Origin of the sequence: Hyalangium sp. (assembly GCF_045802625.1) — a bacterium.
Lineage (GTDB): Bacteria > Myxococcota > Myxococcia > Myxococcales > Myxococcaceae > Hyalangium.
This window is the reverse complement of the sequence record NZ_JBJMQP010000039.1, coordinates 231,545-256,138: the sequence shown is the minus strand read 5'-3', so window position 1 is coordinate 256,138 and position 24,594 is coordinate 231,545. Positions and strand designations below refer to the sequence as shown.

General features: G+C 68.4%; 20 protein-coding genes. 13 read left to right on the top strand and 7 right to left on the bottom strand.

The window, feature by feature from the left end; genetic code table 11:
* Positions 1–110 precede the first annotated feature (110 nt).
* From ACJ8AT_RS07160 to ACJ8AT_RS07145, 4 genes are all read left to right on the top strand, one after another.
* Positions 111–1,226, top strand: a complete 1,116-nt coding sequence (locus ACJ8AT_RS07160) for an enolase C-terminal domain-like protein (RefSeq protein ID WP_407736870.1) — start codon at positions 111–113, stop codon at positions 1,224–1,226.
* Positions 1,223–4,381: an FAD-binding and (Fe-S)-binding domain-containing protein gene (locus ACJ8AT_RS07155; protein ID WP_407736869.1), complete on the top strand. Its 3,159-nt coding sequence runs from the start codon at positions 1,223–1,225 to the stop codon at positions 4,379–4,381. The genes ACJ8AT_RS07160 and ACJ8AT_RS07155 overlap by 4 nt, the downstream gene beginning before the upstream one ends.
* Positions 4,382–4,591: 210 nt before the next feature.
* Entirely contained in the window at positions 4,592–6,376 is a 1,785-nt protein-coding gene (locus ACJ8AT_RS07150; protein ID WP_407736868.1) for a thiamine pyrophosphate-requiring protein, read from the top strand.
* Between the two features lie 102 nt (positions 6,377–6,478).
* Positions 6,479–7,039: a hypothetical protein gene (locus tag ACJ8AT_RS07145; protein WP_407736867.1), complete on the top strand. Its 561-nt coding sequence runs from the start codon at positions 6,479–6,481 to the stop codon at positions 7,037–7,039.
* Between the two features lie 21 nt (positions 7,040–7,060).
* Here the strand turns inward: ACJ8AT_RS07145 and nrfD are convergent, their stop codons facing one another.
* From nrfD to fdh, 3 genes are read right to left on the bottom strand one after another with little or no spacing between them, the layout of a single operon-like run.
* A complete protein-coding gene (gene nrfD / locus ACJ8AT_RS07140; protein WP_407736866.1) occupies positions 7,061–8,221 on the bottom strand; it encodes an NrfD/PsrC family molybdoenzyme membrane anchor subunit in 1,161 nt (386 codons plus the stop codon).
* Positions 8,218–9,015 (bottom strand): 4Fe-4S dicluster domain-containing protein, encoded by a 798-nt coding sequence (locus tag ACJ8AT_RS07135; protein WP_407736865.1) that lies wholly within the window; start codon positions 9,013–9,015, stop codon positions 8,218–8,220. Before ACJ8AT_RS07135 ends, nrfD begins: the two co-directional genes overlap by 4 nt.
* A gap of 3 nt (positions 9,016–9,018) precedes the next feature.
* Positions 9,019–12,276, bottom strand: a complete 3,258-nt coding sequence (gene fdh / locus ACJ8AT_RS07130) for a formate dehydrogenase (protein WP_407736916.1) — start codon at positions 12,274–12,276, stop codon at positions 9,019–9,021.
* 299 nt (positions 12,277–12,575) lie between these two features.
* Here fdh and ACJ8AT_RS07125 point away from each other — a divergent pair, with 299 nt between their 5' ends.
* From ACJ8AT_RS07125 to ACJ8AT_RS07090, 8 genes are read left to right on the top strand one after another with little or no spacing between them, the layout of a single operon-like run.
* Positions 12,576–13,040 carry a hypothetical protein gene (locus ACJ8AT_RS07125; RefSeq protein WP_407736864.1) on the top strand — a complete coding sequence of 155 codons (465 nt, stop codon included), beginning with the start codon at positions 12,576–12,578 and terminating at the stop codon, positions 13,038–13,040.
* On the top strand, positions 13,037–13,288 hold the full coding sequence (locus ACJ8AT_RS07120; RefSeq protein WP_407736863.1) for a monovalent cation/H+ antiporter complex subunit F: 252 nt from the start codon (positions 13,037–13,039) through the stop codon (positions 13,286–13,288). Before ACJ8AT_RS07125 ends, ACJ8AT_RS07120 begins: the two co-directional genes overlap by 4 nt.
* Positions 13,285–13,665 (top strand): cation:proton antiporter, encoded by a 381-nt coding sequence (locus ACJ8AT_RS07115; protein WP_407736862.1) that lies wholly within the window; start codon positions 13,285–13,287, stop codon positions 13,663–13,665. Before ACJ8AT_RS07120 ends, ACJ8AT_RS07115 begins: the two co-directional genes overlap by 4 nt.
* The gene (locus tag ACJ8AT_RS07110; protein WP_407736861.1) at positions 13,662–13,964 is read left to right on the top strand and encodes a DUF4040 domain-containing protein; all 303 of its coding nucleotides are present in this window, start codon (positions 13,662–13,664) and stop codon (positions 13,962–13,964) included. The genes ACJ8AT_RS07115 and ACJ8AT_RS07110 overlap by 4 nt, the downstream gene beginning before the upstream one ends.
* The gene (locus tag ACJ8AT_RS07105; RefSeq protein WP_407736860.1) at positions 13,961–14,752 is read left to right on the top strand and encodes an MnhB domain-containing protein; all 792 of its coding nucleotides are present in this window, start codon (positions 13,961–13,963) and stop codon (positions 14,750–14,752) included. The genes ACJ8AT_RS07110 and ACJ8AT_RS07105 overlap by 4 nt, the downstream gene beginning before the upstream one ends.
* Positions 14,752–15,111: a sodium:proton antiporter gene (locus ACJ8AT_RS07100; protein WP_407736859.1), complete on the top strand. Its 360-nt coding sequence runs from the start codon at positions 14,752–14,754 to the stop codon at positions 15,109–15,111. Before ACJ8AT_RS07105 ends, ACJ8AT_RS07100 begins: the two co-directional genes overlap by 1 nt.
* 25 nt (positions 15,112–15,136) lie before the next feature.
* Positions 15,137–16,933: a complex I subunit 5 family protein gene (locus tag ACJ8AT_RS07095; RefSeq protein WP_407736858.1), complete on the top strand. Its 1,797-nt coding sequence runs from the start codon at positions 15,137–15,139 to the stop codon at positions 16,931–16,933.
* Positions 16,934–16,980: 47 nt separating this feature from the next.
* Positions 16,981–17,490 (top strand): hypothetical protein, encoded by a 510-nt coding sequence (locus ACJ8AT_RS07090; protein WP_407736857.1) that lies wholly within the window; start codon positions 16,981–16,983, stop codon positions 17,488–17,490.
* 47 nt (positions 17,491–17,537) lie between these two features.
* Here ACJ8AT_RS07090 and ACJ8AT_RS07085 read toward each other — a convergent pair whose 3' ends face one another.
* Positions 17,538–18,965, bottom strand: coding sequence for a M20 family metallopeptidase (locus tag ACJ8AT_RS07085; RefSeq protein WP_407736856.1), 1,428 nt, complete (start codon positions 18,963–18,965; stop codon positions 17,538–17,540).
* A 286-nt stretch (positions 18,966–19,251) separates the two neighbouring features.
* Here ACJ8AT_RS07085 and ACJ8AT_RS07080 point away from each other — a divergent pair, with 286 nt between their 5' ends.
* A complete protein-coding gene (locus ACJ8AT_RS07080; RefSeq protein ID WP_407736855.1) occupies positions 19,252–20,517 on the top strand; it encodes an Ig-like domain-containing protein in 1,266 nt (421 codons plus the stop codon).
* A 38-nt stretch (positions 20,518–20,555) separates the two neighbouring features.
* Here ACJ8AT_RS07080 and ACJ8AT_RS07075 read toward each other — a convergent pair whose 3' ends face one another.
* The 3 genes from ACJ8AT_RS07075 to ACJ8AT_RS07065 form a co-directional block, all read right to left on the bottom strand.
* Positions 20,556–22,187 (bottom strand): long-chain fatty acid--CoA ligase, encoded by a 1,632-nt coding sequence (locus tag ACJ8AT_RS07075; RefSeq protein ID WP_407736915.1) that lies wholly within the window; start codon positions 22,185–22,187, stop codon positions 20,556–20,558.
* A gap of 108 nt (positions 22,188–22,295) precedes the next feature.
* Complete coding sequence (locus ACJ8AT_RS07070) at positions 22,296–23,570, bottom strand: hypothetical protein (protein ID WP_407736854.1); 1,275 nt, start codon at positions 23,568–23,570, stop codon at positions 22,296–22,298.
* Positions 23,564–24,535 carry a DUF2380 domain-containing protein gene (locus ACJ8AT_RS07065; RefSeq protein WP_407736853.1) on the bottom strand — a complete coding sequence of 324 codons (972 nt, stop codon included), beginning with the start codon at positions 24,533–24,535 and terminating at the stop codon, positions 23,564–23,566. The genes ACJ8AT_RS07070 and ACJ8AT_RS07065 overlap by 7 nt, the downstream gene beginning before the upstream one ends.
* Positions 24,536–24,594: the final 59 nt, after the last annotated feature.

Here is a 24,594-nt window from a genome sequence, read left to right as displayed (position 1 = left end):
CAGGCAGGCGTCGAATGAGGGGTGCCGATAGTTGCTGCTCGAACCTACCTTTCTGGTTGGGACTGACGGGGGCCGGCGGTCCTTGGAGGGCTTCGGTGACGGCAGAGGGGATGCAACGTGGCGAAGCCGTTGCTCGCATCGAGCGAGTGGAGGCCTCCGCGTACAAGATCCCCACGGATGCGCCGGAGGCGGATGGGACCTTCGAGTGGAACTCGACCACGCTCGTCGTCGTGGAGCTGACAGCCGGCGGCCAGCGGGGGCTGGGCTACACGTACACGGACGCGGTGGCCGCGGAGCTCATCTCCCGCGTCTTCGCCGAAGAGCTTCGCTCCCAGGATGCGATGGATATTCCCGCGCGGATGATCGCGCTCCTCCGGCGGGTGCGGAACCTGGGGCGGCCCGGGCTGATCTCCATGGCGCTGTCCGCCGTGGATGCCGCCCTGTGGGACGTGAAGGCCCGGCTGCTCGGGGTGCCGCTGGTGCGGTTGCTCGGCGCCGCGAGAGCGCGCGTCCCCGTCTACGGCAGTGGAGGCTTCACCTCGTACTCAGTGGAGAAGCTGCAGTCGCAGCTCTCCGGCTGGGTGGAGCAGGGCATCCCCCGCGTGAAGATGAAGGTGGGCAGCCATCCCGAGCAGGACGTGGCGCGGGTCCGGGCCGCTCGGCAAGCCATCGGGAAGGACGCGGAGCTCTTCGTGGACGCTAATGGCGCGTACTCGGCCACGCAGGCCCTGGCGCTCGCCGAGCGCTTCGCCGAGCAAGGCGTCACCTGGTTCGAGGAGCCCGTCTCCAGCGACGATCTCCCGAGCCTGCACCGCATTCGGGCGCGAGCCCCAGCGGGCATGGCGGTGGCCGCGGGCGAGTATGGCGATGGCGGCCTCTATTTCCGCCGCATGCTGGAGGCTGGCGCGGTGGATGTGTTGCAGGCGGACGTCACGCGATGCCTGGGCATCACCGGCTTCCTCCAGGCGGACGCGCTGTGTGACGCGTACGGCGTGCCGCTCTCAGGCCACTGCGCCCCGGCGCTCCACGTCCACGCGGCGTGCGCGGCACGGCGGCTGGTGCACCTGGAGTACTTCCACGACCACGCCCGGCTGGAGCGGATGCTCTTCGACGGCGTGCCCGAGCTGAAGGACGGCGCCCTCGTGCCGGATCTCTCGCGCCCGGGGCTGGGGCTGGAACTGAAACGGGCGGATGCCGCTCGCTACGCCATGGGGGCGCGGACATGAGGACCTTCTCGTTGCTCGATACGCTCATCGATCAGCGCCGGCTGAAGCGAGGACGGCGGCCCGAGCAGCCTCCCGAGCGCCGCGAGCGAGCGGAGGTGGACGTGAAGGGGCTCGAAGAGGCCCTGCGCGAGCGCTTGGAGGGCGAGGTGGAGTTCGACGCGGGCAGCCGGGCACTTTACGCCACGGACTCCTCCAACTACCGGCAGGTCCCGCTGGGCGTGGTGCGTCCACGCTCGGTGGAGGACGTGATGGAGACGGTGCGCCTGTGCCGTCAGTTCGGTGCCCCGCTGCTCAGCCGTGGCGGAGGCACGAGCCTCGCGGGGCAGACGTGCAACGTGGCCGTGGTGATGGACTTCTCGCGCTACCTGAACCGCATCCTGCACGTGGATCCCGAGCGGCGGCTGGCGCGCGTGCAGCCGGGCTTGGTGCTGGACAACCTGCGCCGGCACACCATCGAGAAGTACCAGCTCACCTTCGGCCCGGATCCCTCCACGCACGACCGCTGCACGCTGGGAGGCATGCTGGGCAACAACGCCTGCGGCACGCACGCGCAGATGGCGGGCCGCATGGAGTACAACACCGTGGAGCTGGAGGTCCTCACCTACGACGGGCTGCGGATGCGCGTGGGCCCCACCTCCGACGAGGGGCTGGCGCGCATCATCCGCGAGGGGGGGCGGCGCGGGCAGCTCTACGCGGGGCTCAGGGCGCTGAGGGATCGCTACGCGCCGCTGATCCGCGAGCGCTACCCGAAGATTCCCCGGCGTGTCTCCGGCTACAGCCTGGACGAGCTGTTGCCGGAGAAGGGCTTCAACGTGGCTCGGGCGCTGGTGGGTACTGAGGGAACGTGCGTCACCATCCTGGAGGCTCTGCTGAAGCTGATCCCCGAGCCCCGGTGCCGCTCGCTGCTCGTACTGGGCTATCCGGACGTGTACCAGGCCGCGGACCACATCCCCCAGGTGCTCGAGGCTCAGCCCATCGGGCTGGAGGGGCTCGACGAGCACCTCATCAACGGCATGCGCCGCAAGGGCCTGCACCCGGACGACATCAAGCTGCTGCCCGAGGGCCATGGCTGGCTCGTCGTCGAGTTCGGCGGGGACTCCAAGGAGGAGGCAGATGACAAGGCCCGCAAGCTGATGGCAAGGCTGAAGCTCCACGGAGACGCGCCCACCATGCGCCTCTACGACAAGCCGGACGTGGAGCACCTGGTCTGGGAGGCGCGGGAGTCAGGACTGGGGGCCACCGCCCTCATCCCGGGCGAGCCGGATACGTGGGAGGGCTGGGAGGACGCGGCGGTGGAGCCGAACCAGCTCGGAGCGTACCTGCGCGAGTTCAAGCAACTGCTGGGCAAGCACGGCTACGACACGGCGCTCTATGGGCACTTCGGCCAGGGCTGCGTGCACTGCCGCATCAACTTCGACTTCAAGACTCGCCAGGGCATCCGGAACTACCGCCGCTTCGTGGAGGAGGCGGCGGACCTGGTGGTGAAGCACAACGGCTCATTGTCCGGTGAGCATGGGGACGGCCAGTCACGCGCGGAGCTATTGCCGAAGATGTTCGGTGAGGAGCTGGTGCGGGCGTTCGGTGAGTTCAAGGCGCTGTGGGATCCAGACAACAAGATGAACCCCCACAAGAAGGTGTCTCCCTATCGCCTGGACGAGAACCTGCGGCTGGGCACGCAGTACGCGCCGCCGCCGCAGGAGACACACTTCTTGTACCCGGAGGACAAGGGCAGCTTCGCGCGAGCCACCGCGCGGTGCGTGGGCGTGGGCAAGTGCCGCCGCGAGCAGGGCGGTACCATGTGCCCCAGCTACATGGTGACGCGCGAGGAGAAGCACTCCACACGTGGCCGGGCGCACCTGCTCTTCGAGATGCTACAGGGCGAGCCGCTCAAGGATGGCTGGCGCAGCGAGCACGTGAAGGAGGCGCTGGACCTGTGCCTGGCGTGCAAGGGCTGCAAGGGCGAGTGCCCGGTGAACGTGGACATGGCCACGTACAAGGCCGAGTTCCTCAGTCACTACTACGCAGGCAAGGCGAGGCCGAGGCACGCGTACGCCTTCGGGCTCATCATGTTCTGGGCCCGGCTGGCCTCGCTGACGCCGCGGCTGGCGAACGCCTTCACGCAGACGCCGGGGTTGAGCCGGCTGGCGAAGTGGGCGGCGGAGGTGCACCCGGCGCGGGAGCTTCCGAAGTTCGCGCCGCGCTCGTTCCAGCGCATGGTGAAGGGGCGCAAGCCCACGCCGACCACTCGGGGGCCGGTGGTGCTGTTCCCGGACACCTTCAACAACTTCTTCCACCCGGACACGGGCCGAGCCGCGCTGGAAGTCCTGGAGGCGGCGGGCTTCGAGGTGCGGGTGCCGCAGGGCTTCGTGTGCTGTGGCCGGCCGCTCTACGACTACGGCATGTTGGACACGGCGAAGGCCCTGCTGCGGCATACGCTGGAGCGCTTCCGCGCGGAGATTCGCGCGGGGGTTCCCTTCGTGGTGCTGGAGCCGAGCTGCGCGACGGTCTTCCGCGATGAGCTGATCAACCTCTTCCCGGAGGACATTGATGCAAGGCGGCTGAGCCAGCAGACGTTCGTGCTGAGCGAGCTCCTGGAGAAGAAGGCGCCGGACTTCGAGCTGCCGAAGCTGCGCGGCCGGGCGCTGGTGCAGGGCCACTGCCACCACCAGGCAGTGCTGAAGTTCGAGGCCGAGAAGAAGGCGCTGGATAAGACGGGCCTGGACTGGGAGAAGCCGGACTCGGGCTGCTGCGGCATGGCGGGGGCGTTCGGCTTCGAGAAGTCCCACTACGACACGAGCCAGGCCTGCGGCGAGCGCGTCATCCTCCCGAAGGTGCGTGAGTCGCAGAAGGGGACGCTCCTCATCGCGGACGGCTTCAGCTGCCGGGAGCAGATCTCCCAGGGCACGGGGCGGATGCCAGTGCACCTGGCGCACGTGCTGTGGGCGGCGCTCAAGCGCAAGCAGCAATTGCTGGACAAGGACAAGCCGGAGGCCGCGCTGCTGGAAGCGGCTCGTGAGGAGGAGTCCCGGGCCGAGCGCGCGCTGCCGCTGGGGGGCCGCTGGGGCGCGCTGGCAGGCACCGCGTTGCTGGCGGCCGGCGCGGTGATCCTGGGCCTGCGCGTGAGCCGACGTGGCCCCGCACTCCTGGCCCGATGAGTGTCCAGCGGACGAGGGCAGGCAGGGGAGCAATGGATGAAGTCCGTGCACCCATGCGCGTCTTCCCTCCTTTGCTCAGGGTGCGCAGTTTGAGGTCCAGAGGTGGGACATGACGCGTGAGCGGGGCGACACACGAGAGGTGGTGCGCGTGGGCCCGTGCGGTGCGCCGTCGTCTCGCCCCGAGAAACCCACTCCAGCCGAGGAATGCCGATGAGCGCTACCGTTGCCGATTATCTGCTCTACCGCCTCTCCCAATGGGGCGTCCGCCGTATCTATGGATATCCCGGAGATGGGATCAACGGCATCCTCGGCGCCCTCGAGGGCAACACCGAGCTCCAGTTCGTCCAGGTCCGCCACGAGGAGATGGCTGCCTTCATGGCGTGCGCTCATGCCAAGTTCACCGGCGAGGTCGGCGTCTGCCTCGCCACCTCAGGTCCGGGCGCCGTCCACCTGCTCAATGGCCTCTATGACGCGAAGCTGGATCACCAGCCCGTGGTGGCCATCGTCGGTCAGCAGGCCCGCGCCGCGCTCGGCGGCCACTATCAGCAGGAAGTGGACCTGATGACGCTCTTCAAGGATGTGGCCAGCGAGTACGTCACCATGGTGACGAAGCCCTCCGCCATCCGCCACGCCGTCGACCGGGCCGTGCGCATCGCTCGGAGCGAGCGCACGGTGACGTGCGTCATCATCCCCAACGATGTCCAGGAGCTGGAGTACCAGAAGCCAGAGCGCGCACACGGCACCATCCACTCCAGCGTGGGCTACAGCGCTCCCCGCATCCTCCCCAAGGACGAGGACCTGCGGCGCGCCGCGGACGTGCTCAACGCCGGCAAGAAGGTGGCCATGCTCGTGGGCGCCGGTGTGCTCAACGCGGCCGACGAGGTGATGGAGGTGGCGGAGCTGCTCGGCGCGGGTGTGGCCAAGGCGCTGCTTGGCAAGGCGGTGCTGCCGGATGATCTGCCGTACGTGACGGGCTCCATCGGCCTGCTGGGCACCAAGCCCAGCTGGGACATGATGATGGATTGCGACACGCTGCTGATGGTGGGCACCAGCTTCCCGTACTCGGAGTTCCTGCCCAAGGAAGGGCAGGCGCGCGGCGTCCAGATCGATCTCGATGGCCGGATGCTGGCCATCCGCTACCCCATGGAGGTGGCGCTGCAGGGCGACAGCAAGGAGACGCTCCGGGCGCTCATCCCGCTGCTCCAGCGCAAGCAGGATCGCGGCTGGCGGGAGCAGATCGAGAAGGGCATCCGGCAGTGGTGGAAGACGACCGAGGCCCAAGCCATGAACTCGGCCAACCCCATCAACCCGCAGCGGGTGTTCTGGGAGCTGTCTCCGAAGCTGCCGGAAGGGGCGATCCTCGCGGCGGACTCGGGCTCGGGGACCAACTGGTTCGCGCGGGATCTGAAGATCCGCAAGGGGATGATGGCGTCGCTGTCCGGCAACCTGGCCACCATGGGCTGCGGCGTGCCGTACGCCATCGGAGCGAAGTTCGCGTTCCCGCACCGCCCCGTCATCGCCATGGTGGGAGACGGCGCCATGCAGATGAACGGCAACGGCGAGCTCGTCACCGTGGCCAAGTACTGGAAGGAGTGGAAGGACCCGCGCTTCATCATCCTGGTGCTCAACAACCGCGACCTGAACCAGGTGACGTGGGAGCAGCGCGTGCTGGCCGGAGACCCGAAGCTGCCGGTGACGCAGGATCTGCCGGACTTCCCCTATGCGAAGTACGCGGAGTCGCTGGGCCTGAAGGGCATCCGGGTGGACAAGCCCGAGCAGCTCGCGCGGGCGTGGGATGAGGCGCTCAGTGCGGACCGGCCAGTGGTGTTCGAGGCCTATGTGGATCCGGACGTGCCGCCGCTGCCGCCCCACATCACCTTCGAGCAGGCGAAGCACTTCGCCCAGTCGGTGCTCAAGGGCGACCCGGACGCGGGAGGCATCCTGCGGCAGTCCATCAAGGGGATGGTGGACAAGCTGGCGCCAAAGAAAGACTGAGCCGCGAGCAGGCGAGCGAGGGGGCAGGGGAGGCCCCGCTCGCTCTGGCGGTGCGTCTGTTCCTCAAGTAAGAGGGAGTCAGCTCGCGAGCTGCTTCCCGCCATGAGATTCCCTGCCTACGTCCTGTTGCCCATCTTCGGCGCCGTGGCGCTCACGGCCGCCTTACTGGGCTCCTGGTTGTGGCCGGCGCCGACGGTTCCTTCCCCGAGCGCGGCACCACCCGCTTTGCCTGCGCCGGTGGCCACGGAGGTGCCCGCGCCCCCGCCGGCTCCCAGGCCTCCTCCGGCCAGACCCGCGGCCCGGCCTCCGGTCGCGACTCCGGCTCCCGTGGTGGCGCAGCCTCAGAGCGGCGCGGTGCCGCCCGCTCCGGTGACGGTGTCCCCGCTGACGGACATAGGGCCGGACGCGAGGCGCGAGCTGCAGCAGAAGTGGTCAGCTCTCCCGGGGCGCGCGGCCGAGTTGGCGGAGAGGGGCGTGCAGGAACTGGAGCGCCAGCGCGTGGCGGCGCGGGTCCGTGGGGACCAGGCGGAGGTCGAGCGCCTGGACGCGATCATCAACCAGCAGTGGGAGCGGGTGGAGCGGCTGCGTGCGATCCAAGCGGGATCTCCCTCCGGGAGGCCCGAGCTTCCTCCTCCGGAGCAGGCCGGACCGCCTGTGGAGTGAGCGGCTGGGTCTGCACAGGCGTCAGCTCACCACGGGCAGGGGAAACTTGAACGGCCGGCCATCCGAGGCCACCGTGTTCCCCGTCACCTCCGCGGCTCCCAGGCCCTCACGCTGCGGCACGAAGGTGGCGTGCGGATCCTTCGCGGACACCTTGCCCGACTCGTAGATGGCGTAGCGCGTGGCCAATGCCCCCGCCAGCGTCAGCACGCTCGCGGTGACCTGCTTCCAGCGCTGCCGGCCCGGCAGCAGACTCACCGCCAGCCCCGCCGCAGTGCACACCTTCGCTGCCTTCCACAGCGTCCCCGACAGTCCCTGGCGCAGCGGCCGGACGATCTCCTCCGAGCGTGCGGCCTCTCGCTCCACCGCGAAGCCCGTGGCCAGCTCCGCCACCTTCCCGATCAAGCCGAAGTGGCGCACAGTCTTCCGCTCCCGCTCCGAGCCCGGAGGGAACAGCTCCAGCAGGCTCGACGCGCTGGCCATGCTGGAGGACATGAACAGCAGCGGCAGAGTGAGCCGGGTGCCCTGCCAGGTGGGGACCGCCGAGTTCGACAGGAGCACCGCCGTGTACCCCGCCAGCGGCATGCCCAGCGCGCCCGCGACCCATGAGGCCGCATCGCCCAGCTTCTGCACCACGCCGCCACGGCCTGCGTACAGGGTCAGCACCGAGGCGGTGTTCATCGCGCCGGATCCCGCCAGCACCCACGCTCCCATGTTCATGGGCGAGGTGGGCCGGAACACCCGCAGCATGTTCAGGAAGCGCGTGGGCCGCCCCAGATCCTGGATGAGCAGCACGCTGCTCACCATGTCCCCCAGCATGCCGACCCACCGGCACCTCCGGCTGAGCGACGCCAGCTTGTGCCCATCGAGCAGCTCCACCGCCGCGCCCAGCGTGCTCGTCGCGCCCGCCATGCCGCCCACGAAGAAGTACAGGGGGATGGTGGGCAGCCACACCGGCGACTTGATGGCCGGAGCCCCGTAGTAGCTCGGATGCGCCTCAGCGGGCCCGGAGCGCGAGGGAATGGTGGTCAGCAGCTTGGGGACGGGATGCGCGATCTCCAGCTCCTTCACCTGCTGCCCGGCGGCCTCACCGATCAGCACCCCCTGCGCCGGGTTCACGTTGCGCCCGTCCGAGGCGCGCTCGAGCTGGTCGATCAACGGGGTGCCACCCTCGATTCGCTTCATGCGCCCTCCTGACGGCCCAGCCACACCACGCTCAGCGCCGCGATCGCCATGCCCAACGAGCCCAGCGCCACCGCCGCCCACGCGCCGGGCTGCTTCTTGGTGGGCACCACCGGATCCGGGGGCAGGTTGTAGACCTCGGGCTTGTCCACCAGCAGGAAGAAGGAGTTGAGGCCCCCCGTGCCCGGCTGGTTCTCCGCGTCCATGCCGTACAGGTACGCGCTCTGCACGCCCTGCTCGTGCAGCCGCTCCACCCGCTTGCGCGCCCGAGCGTGCAGCTCGTCCAGATCTCCGTAGACGATGGACTCGGTGGGGCACGCCTTGGCGCACGCGGGCGTCATGCCCTCGCCCAGCCGGTCGTAGCAGAGCGTGCACTTCCACGCGCGCCCGTCATCGTCCCGCCGATCAATCACTCCGAACGGGCACGCCACCACACAGTAGCCGCACCCGTTGCACACGTCCGGCTGGACGTACACGGTGTCGAACTCGGTGCGGATGATGGCACCCGTGGGACACGCCTCCAGGCACCCGGCCCGCTGGCAGTGCTTGCACACGTCCGACGCCATCAGCCACGAGAAGTCGCCTACTCCCGTCTGCTGCCCCGGCAGCGGAATGGGGCGCTCCACGAAGGCCACGTGCCGCCAGGTGGAGGCGCCCAGGTGGCCTGTGTGGTCGTACGACATGCCCGTGAAGTGGAACCCGTCATCCGGCAACTGGTTCCACTGCTTGCAGGCCACCTCGCACGCCTTGCAGCCGATGCAGAGGGTGGTGTCGGTGAAGAAGCCTTTCTGTCCCATCGGCTATTTCTCCTGCCCCTTCTTCTCCTGCCACTGCCTGTGCGAGGGAGTGCCGGCCAGCGGGCCATCCCGCGGCACCTCCGGCACCTGCGGCGGCAGCGCGGGCACCGTGTCGCCCGTGGCGGCCCGGGCCCCCGTGGCCTTCCGCCCCGCGACGATGTCGCACGTGAGCGCCTTGGACTCCTGGATGTCCACGTTGGGATCCGCCACGAAGGCGATGAGCTCGTTGGCTCCTTCCCCGCGCGTGCGCCCCGTCTCGCCCCAGTGGTACGGCAGGCCAATCTGGTGCACCCACGTCCCATCCAGCTTGAGCGGGGTGATGCGCTCGGTGACAAGCACCCGGCACTCGAGATCCCCGCGCGCCGTACGCAGCGTGGCCCAGCCGCCGTTCTCCAGCCCTCGCTCCTGGGCGAGCTGGGGGGAGACCTCGCAGAACGGCTCGGGCTGCAGCTCGCTCAGCCAGGACAGCCAGCGGCTCATGCCTCCCGCGGTGTGGTGCTCGGTGAGGCGGTAGGTGGTGAGCACGAACGGGTAGCGCGGATCGCCCCAGGCCCGGTGGTACGGGTTCTCCTTTTGCGGCCACTCCTCGCGCGCCGGGTTGCACTGCTGCCCATAGAGCCCGTTCTGCACCGGCGACTCCATGGGCTCGTAGTGCGTGGGCAGCGGGCCGTCGATCATCCCGCTGGGCGCGTAGAGCCACCCCTTACCGTCCACCTGCATGATGAAGGGATCATCTCCGCCGATGGCGTTCATGCCCGTGGTGCCCACCGGTGGGCGGTACTCGGGCGGCCGGTCCTCGAGGAAGTCCGGCACATCCTCGCCGACCCATTTCCGCTGCTCCGGCTCCCACCAGATGTACTTCTTGCGCTCGCTCCAGGGCTTGCCATCCACGTCCGCCGAGGCGCGGTTGTAGAGGAGGCGCCGGTTGGCGGGCCACGCCCAGCCCCACTCGGGCGCCACCCAGGTCTGCTCTCGCCCCGGCTTGCGGCGCGCGGCCTGGTTGACGCCGTCCTTGTAGCAGCCCGAGTAGATCCAGCACCCGCACGCGGTGGAGCCGTCGTCCTTCAGCTCCGTGAAGCCTCCCACGGGCTTCTTGTCCACCACCGTGTAGCCGTTGATCTCCTTCAGCACCGCCTCGGCGCTCGGCTCGGCGTGCTCGCCGTGCGTGGGGTAGTCCCACGTCAGCTCCTGGATCAGCTGATCCTTCTCCTCCTTCGAGTCCGCGTAGAGCGCCTTGAGCCGCCGGCCCAGGTGGAACATGAAGTGCAGCTCGCTGCACGCCTGTCCGGGCGGCTCCACGGCCTTGTGGTGCCACTGCAGCAGCCGCTGCGTGTTGGTGAAGGTGCCGTCCTTCTCCGTGTGCGCGGAGGCCGGGAAGAAGAAGACCTCGGTCTGGATGTCCTCCGTCTTCACCTCGCCGCGCTGGAGCTCCGGGGCGCGGCGCCAGAACTCGGCGGTTTCGATCAGGGTGAGATCCCTCACCACCAGCCACTCCAGCTGGCGCAGGCCCTTGCGCTGGAGCGCGCCGTTCATGGAGCCCACGGTGGGGTTCTCGCCCATGACGAAGTAGCCCTTCACCTGGCCGTCGGCCATGTCGGCCACCGTCTGCATGTGCGAGTGGTTCCCCGACAGCCGAGGCATGTGGCTGAAGAGGTAGTCATTGCCCTCGTGGGCCGCGGAGCCGAACCACGCCTTGAGCAGAGAGATGGCGTACTTGGGGAAGTTGCTCCACCAGCCGGCGCCCGCCTCGTTGTCCTTGATGTACTCCTTCAGCGAGTGGGCCTGCTGGGCGTGCGGCATCGGGATGTAGCCGGGCAGCAGGTTGTACAGGGTGGGAATGTCCGAGGAGCCCTGGATGGAGGCGTGGCCGCGCAGCGCCAGGATGCCGCCGCCGGGCCGGCCGATGTTGCCCAGCAGGAGCTGGAGGATGGAGGCGGCGCGGATGTTCTGCACGCCTGTCGAGTGCTGCGTCCACCCCACCGCGTAGCAGAAGGCGCTGGTGCGCTCGCGGCCCGAGTTGTCGCACAGCGCCTCGGCCACCTTCAGGAACAGCTCCTTCGGCACGCCGCACACCTGGGAGACGATCTCTGGCGTGTAGCGGGAGAAGTGGCGCTTGAGGATCTGGAAGACGCAGCGCGGGTGCTGGAGCGTGTGGTCCTGGCTCTGCTCGGTGATGTCCGTGCCGCGCACCGTGCCACCCGCGCCCGCGCCGGGCTCGCCGAAGATCTCCTTGTGGCCCGCGGCGGGCACCGCCCCCTCCACGCCCTCGTACTGCCAGGACTTGATGTCGTACTTGTTCTTGTCCTCCTCGTAGCCGCTGAAGAGCCCGTCCAGCTCCTCGGTGTCCTGGAAGTCCTCATGGATGATCGTCGGCGCGTTGGTGTAGTGGACGACGTACTCCTTGAAGTAGCGCTCGTTCTCCAGGACGTAGTGCACCAGGCCGCCCAGGAACGCGATGTCCGTGCCGGGCCGGAGGGGCACGTGGAGGTTCGACATGGCGCTGGTGCGCGTGAAGCGCGGATCCACGTGGATGATCGTGGCGCCTCGCCCCTTGGCCTCCATCACCCACTGGAAGCCCACCGGGTGACACTCGGCCATGTTCGAACCCATGATGAGGATGCAGTCCGAGTGCTGCAGATCCTGCTGGAAGGTGGTGGCCCCACCTCGCCCGAACGAGATGCCCAGACCGGGCACCGTGGACGAGTGTCATATTCGGGCCTGGTTCTCCACCTGCACGATGCCCAGCGCGGTGAAGAGCTTCTTGATGAGGTAGTTCTCCTCGTTGTCCAGGGTGGCACCGCCCAGGTGCGCGATGCCCAGCGTGCGGTTGACGGCGAGGCCGTTGCAGTCCTTCTCCTCCCAGGTGGCGTCCCGGGTGCGCTTCACGCGCTCGGCCACCATGTCCATGGCCTTCTCGAGCGAGATCACCTCCCACTCGGTGCCGCCGGGGCGGCGGTAGAGCACGTCCTGGACGCGGTGGCTGCCGGTGACGAGCTGGAAGGTGGCGGCGCCCTTGGGGCACAGCCGCCCGCGGGAGATGGGCGAGTCCGGATCGCCCTCGATGTCGAGGATGCGCCCGTTCTTGACGTAGACATCCTGGCCGCAGCCCACGGCGCAGTAGGGGCAGACGGACTTGACGACCTTGTCGGCCTGGACGGTGCGCGGCTCGAGGGTGCGGCTGCGCTCGCTCATGGACGTCTCGCCCAGCCCCTTGAGATCTCCCTCCTTCAGCTGCCGGAGGACGGGCCAGCGGGCGAGCATGTCGAAGAGTCCCAAGGTAACCTCCCAGGTTGGATGCCTGCCAAAGGTAAGGATGGTCACTCGGCGCCGCGAGGTTGAGGCGCTCGGCTTGTACCCAGGTCCAGTGCGTCCGTCCGCTGACGTTCGGTTGCTCGGCGGTGTGGCCCGGTCAATGGATCCAGGAGGGCTTTCCAATCCCGGGGCGAGTGCTTACCTAGCGGCCTGGCGTAGAGGTTTGAACTCCCGCGCGCCAGTCCCCTATGATCAGGTCTGAGCAGGACAAGCAGAGGACACCACGCTGGAAGGCAGTGCTGCTCTGGGTGACCCAATGGGTCCTCTTCTTCGGGGCTTGGCTGCTCTTCGTGGGCAAGCTGGAGCTGGCGGAGCTGCTCGCCGGGAGCGTGGCCGCGGCGATGGCTGCCACCGGTTCATCCATTGCCTGGGCTACCGACCTGGCACGCTTTGGTGCTCACCTCTCATGGGTCGCCCAGGGGTGGCGCCTGCCCCTCTACATGGTCACGGACACCTGCGAGGTGCTCGGGATCCTGCTGCGCCACCTCTTCACCCGCCACAAGGCCGAGTCCCTGCTGCGCGCTGTTCCTTACGAGGCCTGCGGCTCCTCCGATGATGCAGCCGCCATGAGGGCGCTCGCCATCACCTATACCAACATCACCCCGAGCTTCGTGGTGGTGGATATCGATCGGGAGAAGCGGTTGATGCTCTTCCACCGGTTGAACGAGGGCGAGCTCACGGAGATGACCCGGAAGCTGGGGGCGAAGCCATGAACCTCTGGTTGCTGGCCGCCGCGGGGATGATGCTGTCGCTGGTGCCCTGCGTGATCGCCTGTCTGCGTGGCAAGCCGGTTGATCGACTGGCGAGTCTGGAGATGGCAGGGGTCGTCACGACGCTGCTGCTCGTGCTGCTCGCGCAGGGGTTTCACCGGATTCCCTTCTACGATCTGGCGTTGACGTTGGCGCTGCTCTCGTTTGGCAGTGGGCTGGTGTTCGCGCGCTTCCTGGAGCGGTGGCTATGAGCGTGCACCAGTGGAGCGTGGCGCTGCTGCTGGGCCTCGCGGTGCTGATCACCTTGCTGTCCTCGGTGGGCGTGCTGGTCATGAAGGATCCGTACCAGCGGCTGCACTACATCGGGCCGCCCACCACCGTGGGCGCCATCCTGATCAACCTGGCGGTGTTCCTGGATGAGCCGCAGAAGGTTGCAGGGCTGAAGATGCTGCTGACCACCGTGGTGTTGATCACCATGAATGGTGTCATCACCCACGCCACCGCCCGGGCTGCCCGTATCCGCGAGCTGGGCCGGTTGTCCGTGGAGCCGAGCGAGCGGATCCCCCTGGTGGGCCAGCAGGGCTTCGTGGGCCAGGCAGAGGACTCCCGGCCCGGAGGAGAGGCATGAGCACGGAGCCCCTCGTCGTGCAGCTCATGCAGCTGGGCATCTTGATCTTCGTGGCGGGCATGGGGGCGGGGGTGGTGCTCACCCGCGATCCTGTGCCGCAGTCCATCGGAGTCAGCCTGTACGGGTTGCTGGTGGCGTTGATGTTCTTCCTCTTCCAGGCCCCGGACGTGGCGCTCTCACAGCTCACCGTGGGAGCGGTGGCGCTGCCGCTGATGCTGCTGCTGGCCATGGCCCGCATCCGCCGGAACACGGAGGAGCAGAAAGGCGAGAAGAGCGGCAAGGAGCCCGCGGAGCCATGAGCGCTCGGGGCCGAAAGGTGGCCGTGATCGCGGGAGGCCTGGGCCTCGCGGCGCTCTACCTGTGGGGCGCAAGCGGGCTACCGCCGGCCGGCGTGTACCATGGACCCTACGGCATCGTGCTCAACCAGGTGGCCGTCACCGAGCGTCACTCCACGGACATCGTCACCTCGGTGAACTTCGACTACCGGGGTTTCGACACCCTGGGAGAGGAGTTCATCCTCTTCGCCTCGGTGATCGGGGCGGCCCTGCTGCTGCGCAAGCAGAAGGATGAAGCGGAGCAGGGGGAGGACTCGAAGGACTCTGGCGAGGACAAGGCCGCGAGCCGCCGCCCGCCTCCTCCCAGCGACGCGGTCCGGACGCTGGGAGTGGGGCTGGTGGGGATCAACGTAGTCTTCGGGCTCTACATCATCACCCACGGGCAGGTCAGCCCGGGTGGAGGCTTCCAGGGGGGGGTGATCCTCGCCACGGCTCCGCTGCTGGTGTACCTCGCGGGCGATCCCCGGCGGTTCCTGCGCATTGTCCCCCATACGTTGGTGGAGGTGGCGGAGTCCTGTGGTGCTACCGGCTTCGTGCTGCTGGGGTTGCTGGGGCTGCTCCGGGCCGCGGCCTTCCTGCAGAACGTCGTGCCGCTCGGGCCTCCCGACGGGAAGATCACCTCGGGGGGGACCATCCCGCTCATCAGCGCGACCACGGGGCTGGAGGTCGCGGCGGGGTTCGTGCTCCTGCTGTCGGTCTTCCTCGAGCAGACCCTCCAGAAGCGGCTCAAGCACGAGCGTGAGGAGAAGTGATGCTGAAGCTCCTCTTGGATCATGCGCCCTACATGGTGGCGATCTGGCTGTTCTTCTGGGGGCTGTATGGAGTGACGACCAGCCGGAACCTGGTGCACCTGGTGATCTGTGTGGCGATCCTCCAGTCCTCCACCTACGTCCTGCTGCTGGCGATCGGCTACCAGGTTGGCGCCGTGGCGCCCATCTTCTCGGACATCCCCACGGGGACACCGGCCGTCGATCCCGTGGTGCAGGCGCTCATGCTGACGGACGTAGTGGTGGAGGCCACCGTGATGGCGCTGCTGCTGGCGCTCGCGGTCCAGGCGCACAAGCGGACAGGCTCGCTGGATCCCGAAGAGATGCGGATCATGAAGGGGTGACGCGGTGAACCTGCCTCCTTTGCCCGTGGCGATTCCCTTGCTGATGGCCGCCTTCCTCGCGGCGGTGGGGAGGTTCATTCCCCGCCGCGTGTCGGACGCGCTGGCCGTGCTGACCTCTGCCGCGGTGACGGCCCTCTGCATCCGGCTGATGCAGGAGTCGGTGGACAACCCCATCGTCTACTGGTTCGGAGGCTGGTTTCCGCGCAAGGGCGTGGCCGTGGGCATCTCCTTCGTGATCGATCCCATCGGCGCGGGCCTGGGAGCGCTCACCGGGGTGCTGGTGACGGCGGCCTTCATCTTCTCGGTGCGCTACTTCGACGCGCTGGGGGCGATGTTCCACGTGCTGATGCTGGTCTTCCTGGCGGCGCTGTGCGGCTTCGGGCTGACCGGGGACATCTTCAACCTGTTCGTCTTCTTCGAGCTGATGAGCGCCTCGGCCTTCGCGCTCTGCGGCTACAAGAGCGAGGAGCCCAGCCCCCTGCAGGGAGCCATCAACTTTGGTGTCACCAACACCATTGGCGCCTTCCTGGTGCTGACTGGCATCGCGCTGATCTACGGACGGACCGGAGCGCTCAACCTCGCCCAGATGTCCCGGGGGCTGGGCACGGCGCACGACGGGCTGGTGCTGGTCGCCTTCGCCTTCGTGGTCTGCGGCTTCTTCGTGAAGGCGGCGGTGATTCCCTTCCACTTCTGGCTGGCGGACGCGCACGCGGTGGCGCCCACGCCGGTGTGCATCCTCTTCTCGGGAGTGATGGTGGAGGCGGGCCTGTACGCCGTCGCCCGGGTCTATGGCTCTCTGTTCGCCGGGCCGCTGAGCCCGCACGAGGCGAAGGTGCGGGCGCTCTTCATTGGCCTGGGCGTGGCCACCGCGCTCGTCGGGGGCGCGATGTGCTTCGCGCAGCGCCACCTCAAGCGGTTGCTCGCCTTCTCCACCATCAGTCACATGGGGTTGATGGTGATGGGCTTCGGCCTGGGCTCGCAGGGAGGGCTCGCGGGCGCCGCCGTCTATGCCCTGGGGCACGGACTGATCAAGGCCTCGCTGTTCCTGTGCGTGGGCCTGCTGCTGCACCGCTTCAAGACCGTGGATGAGATTCCCCTTCGCGGGCGTGGGAAGAAGCTGCCGACGCTGGGACTGCTGCTCACCCTCGGTGGCCTGGGGCTCTCGGGCCTGCCGCCCTTTGGCACCTTCCTGGGGGAGAGCTCGATGGAGGAGGCCGCCGAGAAGCTTGGATACTCCTGGCTCTCCTGGGTCTTCGCCGTCTCGGCCATTCTCACGGGCGGCGCGGTCCTGCGCGCCGCTGGGCGCATCTTCCTGGGACTGGGCCCCCCCGAGGAGGAGGTGCCGGGCGTGGGCGGCGAGACGAGCGAGAAACCCGAGACGGCCGGTCCTCACAAGGGGCTCCCTGTCTCCATGGTGGCTCCGGCCGCGGCGCTCCTGCTGCTGGGGCTGGTGATGGCGGCCTGGCCTGGGCTGCGCCACAAGGCGGACGCTCAGGCCGAGCGCATGCGAGACACGGCGGGCCTCGCGGCTCGGGTACTCGAGGGCACGACGCTCGCACCGCCGATCTTGGCGCCTCCCGAGCCGTTGAGGGCCTCGGCCGTGCGCGGGGTGCTCGTCACGCTGGGCGCGGCGCTGCTGGCGGCGCTGACGCTGTTCCGCAAGTCCCTCCCGGAAGCCGTGCGGCGGCCCGTGGCGCAGCTCGTCGATTCAGGGCTGTACCCTTTGCGAGAACTTCACAGTGGTCACGTGGGAGACTATGTGGCCTGGCTCACCGTTGGAGCTGTAGGTTTTGGAAGTCTTTGCGCCTTGCTGCTGCGGTGAGCGGAGGACGATGACGAGGCCACAGCCCTTGGGCAGACTTCGCTCTCATGGCTGCTCCGTCTCCCTTCCGAGTCCCATCGCGCGCTGTCCTTGTCTCTCCTGTGCTGGTGCCGGCGGTGCTGATGCTGGCGCTGGCCTGCTCCAAGAATGAGCAAGACGTCATCGAAGTGACGGTGGATCCGGTGATGGTGGAAGTGGCTCCCGGGGACAGCGTCCGCCTCCAAGCCACGGTGAAGGGAACCTCCGACACGCGCTTGAGCTGGGAGGTGACTTCCGGCGAGGGCACGGTGGACGGCGAGGGCCTGTACACCGCGCCCCCTCAAGAGGGGAAGGCCCAGGTGCGCGCCACCAGCGTGGTGGACTCTCTGGCCTTCTCGCTGCGCATCAATGTTGGGAAGTGGCTCTATGACATGCCCGTGTCCCAGAGCTCAGCCACCTACCTCAACGGGCAGACGAGCGATCTCGGCAAGTACAGGACCTATACCTGGATGCTGGAGCTGTCGGATGGGAAGGGCAACTCCAGCCGGGCTTGGGATCGCTTCTACGTGGGGTTGTGATGACTGCTCCGGAGCGGTGAAGCGTCCCGAGCCGGGCCTCTCGCGCGCTACCGCTTGAAGTGCGCGGCCACCACGCTGGCCACGCAGGCGGTGAGCCTCTTGCCGGTGGGGATGTGGAGGAACTCGTTGGGCCCGTGCGCGTTGGAGCCCGGCCCGAGCACGCCGGTGATCAGGAACTGCGCCTCGGGGAAGCGCTTGCCCAGCATCTCCATGAAGGGGATGGTGCCGCCCTCGCCCATGGCCATGAAGGGCTTGCCGAAGAAGGCCTGACTGGCCTCGGCGGTGGCCTTCTCCAGCCACGGCGCCAGCGCTGGCGCGTCCCAGCCCGCGCTCGCCTTCTCACCCTCGAACGTCACCTTGGCGCCGTAGGGCGGGTTGCTCTCCAGCGCCTCCTTGAGCGCCTTGGTGGCCGCCGCCGGATCCAGGCGCGGGGGAATCCGCATGCTCAGCTTCAGCGAGGTGTACGGCCGCAGCACGTTGCCCGCGCTCCCCAGCGCCGGCATGCCCTCGGCGCCGGTGACGGAGAGCGCCGGACGCCACGTCCGGTTGAGGATCAGCTCCGTGCCGTCATTGGCCACCGGCCGAGCGCCGGGCACCCACGGGAAGCGGTTGTACACCTCCTGGCCCAGCACCTGCGCCACCGCCTTGGCCTGCTCCAGACGGGCGGGCGGAACCTGCACGTGCAGGCCCTCGATGCGCACGCGGCCCGTGGCCACGTCATCCACGCGATCCAGCAGCTGGCGCAGGATGCGGAACGAGGAGGGGACCAGGCCGCTCGCGTCACCCGAGTGCACGCCCTCGGTGAGGATGTCCACGCGCAGGTTGCCCGAGACCAGGCCGCGCAGGCTCGTGGTCATCCAGAGCTGATCGTAGTTGGCGCAGCCCGAGTCCAGGCACACCACCAGGGACGGCTGGCCGATGCGCGGCGCCAGGGCCTCGATGTAGGCCGGCAGATCGTACGAGCCGCTCTCCTCGCACGCCTCGATGAGCACCACGCAGCGGGCGTGGGACTGCTGCTGCTCCTTCAGCAGGCGGATGGCCGCCAGCGACGCGAAGGAGGAGTACCCGTCATCCGCGCCGCCACGGCCGAAGAGCTTGTCGCCCTCGCGCACCGGCTCCCACGGGCTCAGCCCCTGGCGCCAGCCCGTCATCTCCGGCTGCTTGTCCAGGTGGCCGTAGAGCAGGACGGTGTCCTTCCCCTCGCCGGGGATCTCCATGAAGATGACGGGGGTGCGCGGCTCGCCCTTGTCGTTGTTCAGCCGCACCACCTCGACCTTGAGGCCCGGGATGTGAGCCGCCTGCGACTGGGCCCAGTCGGCGATGAGCTTCACCGCCTGCTCCATGTGCCCCTTCTTCACCCAGTCCGGCTCGAACGCGGGGGACTTGTTGGGGATGCGGATGTAGCGCTCGATCTGGGGGAGGATCTCCTTCTCCCAGATGGCATCGGAGGATGTCAGGGCGGTGGTGTTGTTCATGCCGCCTCTTCCAATACGTAAAGCCGGTCGGATGCAAGGCCGAGTTACGGCTCCTGGAGACAGGAGCCCCGCTGGCAGCTCGCTTGTTGACGCGACATGTCACGACCAAGGGCTGGTGGATCTCAAAGCACTGGAAACCCGGAGCACTGGCTCGCGTGTACGGGGGCTGGCGTGCTACAGCGGTCCTCGCTTTCGGGGAGGAGCAATTATGCGCGAGTTCCGTCTTTGGCCCCGCGGTAGATGGCAGGCGCTGTCCTGTACGGTAGCGCTGCTGGGATTGAGCGCGATGAGCTGCGGCTCGGAGGAGGAGCCGCCTCCCGTGAGCGTGGACGAGATGGCTCCCAGCCGCATCGAGATCACCGGCGGCATCAAGGCGGGGACGACGTTCTCGGGTCAGACGACGCTGGAGGCCGTCGCGGAGGACGACTCTGGGCAGGTGGCCAAGGTGACCTTCCTGGTGTCGAACAAGCTGGCCTGCGTGGACAAGACCCCGCGGGACTCGGGCTCTACCTTCTCCTGCACCTGGAGCACGGGCAACGCCCCCGAAGGGAGCTATCAGCTCGTCGCCGTGGCGGAGGACGCCGCCGGCAACACCTCCATCTCCCAGCCCGTTCCCTTCTTCATCGGCGTGAACGTGCCGCCGACGATCTCCACGCTGAGCGCCACCTCCACCAACATCAACGAGGGACAGAGCACGTCCCTCTCGGTGACCGCGAGCGATCAGACGGGAGATGTGCTCACCTACTCCTGGACCCAGGAGTCGCCTGCTGCTCCGGTGGGGGCCTTCACCAACGGGGACACCGCGACGCCGACGTGGAAGGCGCCCCTGCTGTCGGCGACGACGACCTTCACGCTGCGAGTCACGGTCTCGGATGGCAAGGGAGGAACGACCCAGCGCACGGTGGATGTACAGGTGGCCAATGTGGCGTCCGCCAACCGTGCTCCCACCGTGGATGCCGCCATCACCGCGTCCGCCACCTCGGTGCTCGCCGGCGACACCGCGACGCTGTCCATCGGGGCCACGGATCCGGATGGGGATCCGCTCACCTATACGTGGAAGACGACGAATCCCACGACGAACGGAGGGACCTTCTCCAGCACGAGTGGAGCCTCCACGGGTTGGCGCTCGCCGGACATCGCGGCTGCCACCAACTACACCCTGCAGGTCACCGTGTCCGACGGAGTGGCTTCTGTCTCGCGCTCGGTCACCGTGAAGGCCAATGTGCCCACGTATGCCGCGGACATCCAGAGCATCTGGACCCAGAAGTGCACGACCTGCCACAGCGGCGCGTCGCCGAGTGGAGGGATGGACCTGTCGCAGGGGCAGTCCTATGCCAGCCTCGTCAACATCACCGGCAACAACAAGTGCGGCGCGACCACGGCGCTTCGCCGCGTGAGACCCGGCCTGCCCGATAGCTCCCTGCTGGTGAAGAAGATCGAAGGCAGCTGCGGCACGCGGATGCCGCAGAACGACACTCAGTACTTCGCCGACAACCCGGGGCTCATCACGCGCATCCGCTCGTGGATCCTCGCGAACGCGCTCAACAACTGAACCCCGCGTGAGCCGTCACCCTGGGCCTGGCTCGCAGGCTACTCCTGGGGATGCTTGAGCAGATAGTCGCCGTACTCCTCGCGCAGCTTCGACTTGAGGAACTTGCCGGTGGACGTGCGGGGGATCTGCGGCACGAAGAGGTACGCGTCCGGCAGCCAGTACTTGGCGAAGTGCTTCTCCAGGTGGGCCGCCAGCTCCTCCTTCGCCACGCTCTGGCCCGGCTTGAGCACCACCGCCGCCAGCGGGCGCTCGTCCCACTTCGCGTGGCGCCCCGCGAACACCGCCGCCTCGAGCACCGCCGGGTGCGCCATCAGCGCGTTCTCCAGCGCCACCGAGCTGATCCACTCTCCGCCTGACTTGATCACGTCCTTGGAGCGATCCGTGATTCGCAGGTAGCCCTCGGGATCGATCGTGACGATGTCCCCCGTCTTGAACCAGCCGTCCTTGGTGAAGCGATCCTTGCCCTCGCCGCCGTAGTACGACGAGGCCACCCACGGCCCTCGCACCTCCAGCTCGCCCATCGTCGACCCATCCCAGGGGAGCACCTGGCCCGTGTCGCTCACGTGGCGCTGCTCGACGAAGGGCACCGGGAAGCCCTGGGTGGCTCGCAACGACAGCTTCGTCGCCTCGTCCGCCTGCGCGTGGTGCTGCTTCAGGCGCGCGAGCGTCCCCACCGGGTTGAGCTCGCTCATGCCCCAGGCGTGCGCCACCGTCAGCCCATGCCGCTCCTGGAAGCCCTCGATGAGCGCGGGCGGCGCCGCCGAGCCGCCGATGGCCATGGTGCGCATCGAGCTGAGATCCCACCGCTTCGGCTCTTGATCCAGCAGCGCCAGGATGCCGAGCCAGATGGTGGGCACTCCGCCCGCGATCGTCACTCGCTCCTGGGCCATCAGATCCAGCAGCGAGGTGGGATCCAGGTGCGGCCCGGGCATGACGAGCTTCGCGCCGGTGGCCACCGCGGCGTAGGGCAGGCCCCAGGCGGCCGCGTGGAACATGGGCACGACGGGCAGCACCGTGTCTGCCTCGCGGATGCCGAACACGTCCGCCATGCATATGGCCAGCGTGTGCAGCACGGTGGAGCGGTGGCTGAAGAGCACGCCCTTCGGGTTGCCGGTGGTGCCGGAGGTGTAGCAGAGCATCGCCGCGGCGCGCTCCTCCAGCATGGGGAAGTCGAAGGTGTCCGGCTCGGGCTCCAGCAGCTGCTCGTAGTCGAGCCGGCCGCTCGGCGTGGGGCCGTCATCCGGGATGACGATGACTCGCTCGATGGAGGGCACGGCGCCGGCGAACTTCTCGAACAGCGGCAGCAGCGAGCGGTCCACCACGAGGACTCGATCCTCGGCATGGCGCGCGATGTAGCCGAGATCGTTCGGGTGCAGGCGCAGGTTGAGCGTGTGGAGCACCGCGCCCATGGCGGGCACGGCGAGGTAGAGCTCCAGGTGCTGGTGGTGGTTCCAGCAGAGCGAGGCGACGCGATCGCCCGGCTTCACTCCGAGCCGCCGCAGGGCTCCCGCCAGCCGGCACGTGCGGCGGTAGAAGTCCGCGTAGGTATAGCGGTGAAACGAGCGGTCCGGCCGCCGGCTGATGATCTCCGTGCTGCCGTGGAAGGTCCGGCTCCTCTCCAGGAAGTGGGTGAGGGTGAGCGGGAAATCCATCATCCGTCCGGTGAGCATCAGCGCAGTCCCCCAGGTGAGCATGGCCGCGGCGGGCGGAGCCACTGCGGTGGGGGACATGCTAGCGGATGTGCCGGGGGCAGAGCCCCCGATCTCGCCAGACTGCCGCTACTTGAGGCGACGGAAGCGGTACGCGGTGGTCCCGTTCTCGATGCCCGAGCTGTTCCGGACACCCGTGAACCACAGATCTCCGTTCTCGAAGCCGGTCACCTGGACGGCCTGGAAGTCGGGCGGCACGGGCAGCGTCACCACGGACCAGGAGCCATTGTGCTTGCGCAGCACGTAGTTGGTGTCGAGCGTCACCCAGACGTCGGTGCCGTCCGCGCTCACCCACACATCCTGCGCCTGACGGTTGCTCTGAGGAGGGTTGAGCGGGGGGAGCGTGGGCAGGGTCTCGGCGCGCCAGGCGTTGTTGCGCGAATCCCACTGCAGCACGAGGTTCTGGCCGCCCACCGCATAGAGGTTCTGCTCGTTGGGGCCCGCGATGGCGACGAGGATGTTGGAGGCCACGTTGATCTGATTCGGCCCGTCCCAGCCGCCGTCGCTGCCACGGCGCCAGTAGTCCCCGTATTCACCGTAGTTGTAGCCGCCACCCACGGCGAAGGTGGGCGCGCTGGCGGGCGGACCCCAGAAGGCCTTGATCGTGGAGTAATACGAGGAGGTGGAAGCAGGCTCCTCGACCCAGGTCTGGCCATCCCAGCGCAGGGCGCCCGAGTTGCTCGTCGCGACCCAGGTGGAGTTGGGCCCGGTGGTGTAGAGGGCGGGAGGGGTGATGGAGACGCCTGCATCATCGGCTTGCGTGAGCTGGAGCCAGCCCTGCCCATCGTACCGCGCGACGGGAGTGGGGCAGGTGCCTCCGCTGGGGTTGGGCACTGGCATGAGGGGCATGCCTCCACAGGGGCCGTAGTAGGACTGGTTGCTGATGGCCCAGACATTGGTGGCGTCCGTGCCGTGGAGCCGTTGGACGTAGATGTTCAGATAGGCCACGCTGTCGATGTTCGGAAAGCCTCCATCGAAGCGCATCACGTTCTTGCCATCGTCGGTGGCCAGGAAGACGTCATCCGGCCTGCTGCCCCACAGGCCGCGGAAGGTGAAGGTGGGCCCGTTGTTGTAGAGCAGCTCCTTGGAGCTGCGCAGGCACAGGCCCGCATCCAGGGAGCACGTGCCCGGGGGCTCGCCCTCGAACGGGTCTGCTGGCGGGCCAGCATCCGGCGAGCCACCATCCGGCAAGCCACCATCCGGCAAGCCACCGTCCAACGAGCACGTGTGGTCGGTCTGGCACTTTTCGAGCGCCGCGTCGAAGTCCCGGCAGCCGATGAACGCCACCACGAGGGCTACGGCCCCCAGCCACAAGCCGTGCTTCAAGACATCGGGTTTCACCATGGCAGTTCTCCCGCGAAGCCGACCGCGACATGATCCTGACTCAAGGACACCTGGGGCTCCACGGGCGACGAGCCGAACAAGGCCATCGCCCCCCCCGCCACGAGCAAGGCCGTCCCCGCCCCCAGGCAGACCCGAGCCAGATTCTGCTGGCTCTTGCCGTCACTCGAGAGCTGCTTCGCAGCCCCCTCCGTACGGGTAGTCCCATCGGACAGCTCCTTGTACTTCTTCTCGGAGCCGAGGAAGAAGTAGACGCCCGCTCCCGCGGTCACGCCGCCCGCGGCGGCCGGGAGCCACGCCCACTTGCGCAGCGAGTTTCCCTGGGGCTGCGCGTGGGCTCGCGTCAAGGTCGACTCGGGCGCGGGCGCGGGCGCGGGCTCCGGTGCCGTGGCCTCCGGGGCGGGAGGGGGCGGCGCCGCCTCAGCGACCGGGGCGGGCGTGGGCTGCTGCGGGGCAGGGGTCTCCACGCGCGGAGCCGGCGCCGGCGCCTGCGAGGACGAATTGCGCCCGAACTTCTTGTTGCCCGCGAGCACCAGGCTCCGCGCCGCTTTCGACATCTCGTCGAGCAGCGCCTCGAAGCCGGTCACCCGCTTGGTGTGGGTCTTCACGCGGAAGCCCGTGGTCGCGTCGAGCATGCGCAGGTTGAGCTGGTAGCGCTCACCGGACAGCCGGGCCACGTCTCCGGTGACCAGGGCGTCCACGCCGAGCGAGCTGGCCAGCTCGGTGACGCACTTGCCGCCGGTGCAGCCCATCAGCTGCCGCTGGCGGTCGAGGCCGAGCATGACGGCGAGATCCTGGGCGCTCACGACTTGCGCCCCCTCGTCGGAGAGCTGCTGGGCGAGGTGCTCGGCAAGGAAAGAGGTCCGCTGCGGGTCCACGTCCACGACGGACAGACCCGGAACGGCGAGCTTGAGCGGATCGGCCCAACACAGAGCAGGCAGCAGGCACAACAACCACCAGTGGCGCATGGGGCAGGGACCCTACTGCATCCCGGTTACGCGGAAAATAGGCGACCTGGCGAGTGGAG

Coding starts and splice junctions, on each gene's coding strand:
- ACJ8AT_RS07070 (WP_407736854.1), bottom strand. CDS start 23,570: ATGGTGAAACCCGATGTCTTGAAGCACGGCTTGTGGCTGGGGGCCGTA.
- ACJ8AT_RS07075 (WP_407736915.1), bottom strand. CDS start 22,187: ATGCTCACCGGACGGATGATGGATTTCCCGCTCACCCTCACCCACTTC.
- ACJ8AT_RS07090 (WP_407736857.1), top strand. CDS start 16,981: ATGGCTGCTCCGTCTCCCTTCCGAGTCCCATCGCGCGCTGTCCTTGTC.
- ACJ8AT_RS07135 (WP_407736865.1), bottom strand. CDS start 9,015: ATGGGACAGAAAGGCTTCTTCACCGACACCACCCTCTGCATCGGCTGC.
- nrfD (WP_407736866.1), bottom strand. CDS start 8,221: ATGAAGCGAATCGAGGGTGGCACCCCGTTGATCGACCAGCTCGAGCGC.
- ACJ8AT_RS07160 (WP_407736870.1), top strand. CDS start 111: ATGCAACGTGGCGAAGCCGTTGCTCGCATCGAGCGAGTGGAGGCCTCC.
- ACJ8AT_RS07110 (WP_407736861.1), top strand. CDS start 13,662: ATGAGCACGGAGCCCCTCGTCGTGCAGCTCATGCAGCTGGGCATCTTG.
- ACJ8AT_RS07100 (WP_407736859.1), top strand. CDS start 14,752: ATGCTGAAGCTCCTCTTGGATCATGCGCCCTACATGGTGGCGATCTGG.
- ACJ8AT_RS07150 (WP_407736868.1), top strand. CDS start 4,592: ATGAGCGCTACCGTTGCCGATTATCTGCTCTACCGCCTCTCCCAATGG.
- ACJ8AT_RS07145 (WP_407736867.1), top strand. CDS start 6,479: ATGAGATTCCCTGCCTACGTCCTGTTGCCCATCTTCGGCGCCGTGGCG.
- ACJ8AT_RS07115 (WP_407736862.1), top strand. CDS start 13,285: ATGAGCGTGCACCAGTGGAGCGTGGCGCTGCTGCTGGGCCTCGCGGTG.
- ACJ8AT_RS07065 (WP_407736853.1), bottom strand. CDS start 24,535: ATGCGCCACTGGTGGTTGTTGTGCCTGCTGCCTGCTCTGTGTTGGGCC.
- ACJ8AT_RS07120 (WP_407736863.1), top strand. CDS start 13,037: ATGAACCTCTGGTTGCTGGCCGCCGCGGGGATGATGCTGTCGCTGGTG.
- ACJ8AT_RS07080 (WP_407736855.1), top strand. CDS start 19,252: ATGAGCTGCGGCTCGGAGGAGGAGCCGCCTCCCGTGAGCGTGGACGAG.
- ACJ8AT_RS07105 (WP_407736860.1), top strand. CDS start 13,961: ATGAGCGCTCGGGGCCGAAAGGTGGCCGTGATCGCGGGAGGCCTGGGC.
- ACJ8AT_RS07155 (WP_407736869.1), top strand. CDS start 1,223: ATGAGGACCTTCTCGTTGCTCGATACGCTCATCGATCAGCGCCGGCTG.
- ACJ8AT_RS07085 (WP_407736856.1), bottom strand. CDS start 18,965: ATGAACAACACCACCGCCCTGACATCCTCCGATGCCATCTGGGAGAAG.